The 2,800-nt window shown below is 52.2% G+C and carries 1 protein-coding gene; it reads left to right on the top strand.

Features of this window, described 5'->3' with window-relative positions; genetic code table 11:
* Positions 1-2,800: non-ribosomal peptide synthetase (locus GON22_RS25405; protein WP_160398852.1), on the top strand; the 2,800-nt coding region annotated here is incomplete at both ends.

The following is a 2,800-nucleotide window of genomic DNA, read 5'->3' as shown; positions in this document are numbered from 1 at the left end:
CAGATGCTGGGGATGTTTGTAAATACGCTGGCGATGCGCAACGCTCCGTCGGGAGAAAAATCGTTCCATGCGTACGTCCAGGAAGTGAAAGAAAATGCACTGAGAGCCTACGAAAACCAGGACTATCCGTTTGAAGAATTGGTCAACAAGCTAGATGTGGCCAGAGATGTAAGTCGCAATCCGTTGTTCGATACGATGTTCATCCTGCAAAACACAGAGCAAGGGGCACTGGACATCGAGGGCCTGACATGTAGGGTTTATCCGAATCAACATAACGTTGCCAAGTTTGATCTTACCTTTATCGCGGTAGAGGAAGCAGAAGGCATCGTATGCAGCATCGAATACGCCAACTCGTTGTACAAACGAGAAACGGTAGAGCGAATGGCACAGCACTTCAAGCAGTTGATCGATGTCATTGTGAGAGACCCGCAAATGAAACTTTCGGCGATTGAGATGATTACCCCGGATGAGAAAATGCAGATTCTGGAGGTATTCAACGGCACGGTTACAGACTATCCGCGAGACAAGACGATTCACCAGTTGTTTGAAGAGCAGGTGGAGCGTACGCCGGATCAGGTTGCGGTTGTTTATGAAGGAAGCCAGTTGACATACGGTGAGCTGAACGAAAAGGCGAACCGGCTTGCGCGTAGGTTGCGTGCAGAAGGTGTACAGCCGGATCAGCCAATAGGCATCCTGGTGGAGCGTTCTCTGGAGATGATGGTCGGCCTATTGGGAATCTTGAAAGCAGGCGGCGCCTACGTACCGATCGACCCAGAATATCCGGATGAACGGATGCGCTACATGCTGGAGGATTCCGGGGCGAAGCAATTGTTGGTGCAACGACGCTTCCAGGAACGCGTCTCCTTCACGGGTACAACCTTCGTTTTGGAGGACGCGTTGTTCGCCAAGGAAGACGGCTCGAATCTGGAGCTCCTCACAGGTCCCCGTCACCTGGCTAATCTGATCTACACTTCAGGATCAACAGGCCAGCCCAAAGGGGTAATGGTTGAACATCGAAACGTCGTGCGTCTGGTGAAAAACACCAACTATGCCGAGCTGAACGAACAGACCCGCATCCTGCAGGCGGGGGCGATCGTGTTTGACGCTTCGACGTTTGAAATTTGGGGAGCGCTATTAAACGGCGGACGTTTGCATCTGGTGTCTAACGATGTGATTTTGGATGCCACGAAGCTTAAGAAAACGATCCAGCAGTACGGCATTACCACCATGCTGCTGGTCACGCCTCTGTTCAATCAGCTTTCCCAACAGGACAGCAAGCTGTTCGCAGGCGTACAAACGTTGATCGTTGGGGGAGACGTACTATCCGTGCCCCATATCAATCGCGTACTCCAGCATCATCCGGGGCTTCGCATCATCAACGCTTATGGACCGACCGAAAACGCTACAATCTCTACCACGCAGGAGATTAAGGAAGAACAGACAGAGGCAGCGCCGATTGGCCGTCCGATTCACAACTCCACAGCTTACGTCGTGGATCGGTCCATGAATCTAGCGCCAATTGGCGCCTGGGGCGAACTGATTGTTGGTGGAGATGGGGTAGCCAGAGGGTATTCAAACAAGCCAGAATTAACTGACGAGAAGTTTATCCCAAGCCCGTTCCGGCAAGGAGAACGCAGCTACCGGACGGGGGATTTGGCAAGGTGGCGCTCAGACGGTACGTTGGAATACAAAGGCCGGATCGACGAACAGGTAAAAATCCGTGGCTACCGAATCGAGCTGGGTGAAATCGAAACCCAATTGATGAAGCTAGAAGCCATACAGGAGGCCGTCGTCACTGCACGAGATGATGAAACTGGACAAAAACACTTGTGCGCCTATTTTGTAGCGGAAAAGGAACTGACGGTAAGCGACTTACGAACTTTGCTGTCCGAGGAATTGCCTGGTTATATGATCCCGTCCTTCTTTGTGCACTTGGAGCAAATCCCATTGAACGTGAACGGAAAAGTGGACCGCAAAGCGCTGCCAACGCCAGAGGGGGGCATGCAAACGGGGACAGAATACGTGGCTCCGCGCACCCCGATGGAAGCTCAACTAGCGCAAATCTGGCAAGAGGTGCTTGGATTAGAGCGCATCGGCATGAAGGACAACTTCTTCGACGTTGGCGGACATTCATTGCGAGCGACTACACTGGTGGCGAAGATGCACAAAGCGATGGGGATCGAGATGCCGCTGCGGGAAGTGTTCCAATACTCGACCATCGAGCAAATGGCAGAAGTCATCTCTGGCAAGGAACAACATACGTATGGTTCCATTCCAGTCATTGAAGAAAGGACCCATTATCCCGTCTCTTCCGCACAAAAACGAATGTACATTTTGAGTCAACTGGAAGGCGGAGAGCTTAGCTACAATATGCCGAGTATCTTTACGGTGGACGGGCCAATCGATCGAGAAAGGCTGGAGGCCGTATTCCGCCAATTAATCCGTCGCCACGAGGCGTTGCGAACCGGCATAGAATTGGTCAACGGTGAACCTGTCCAGCGGGTACGCGAGGACGTGGAATTTGCCGTGGAGTACGTGCATGCGAGCGAAGAAGAGGTGGAAGGGCTCCTACACAAATTTGTGCGTGTTTTTGATCTTAGTCATGCGCCGCTCTTGCGGGTCGGGCTGATCGAACGGAAGCCGGATCGACATGTATTGATGATTGACATGCACCATATCATTTCCGACGGAACGTCCATCGGGATTATGGTTCAGGAGTTTGTTCAGTTGTACCATGGGGCAGAGCTTGCGCCCCTGCGAATTCAGTACAAGGATTATGCGGCATGGCAGCAGGCAGAAG

The sequence above is a fragment of the Paenibacillus sp. MMS18-CY102 genome (assembly GCF_009789195.1).
Taxonomy (GTDB): domain Bacteria; phylum Bacillota; class Bacilli; order Paenibacillales; family Paenibacillaceae; genus Paenibacillus_T.
This window is presented reverse-complemented; position numbering and strand designations above follow the sequence as displayed.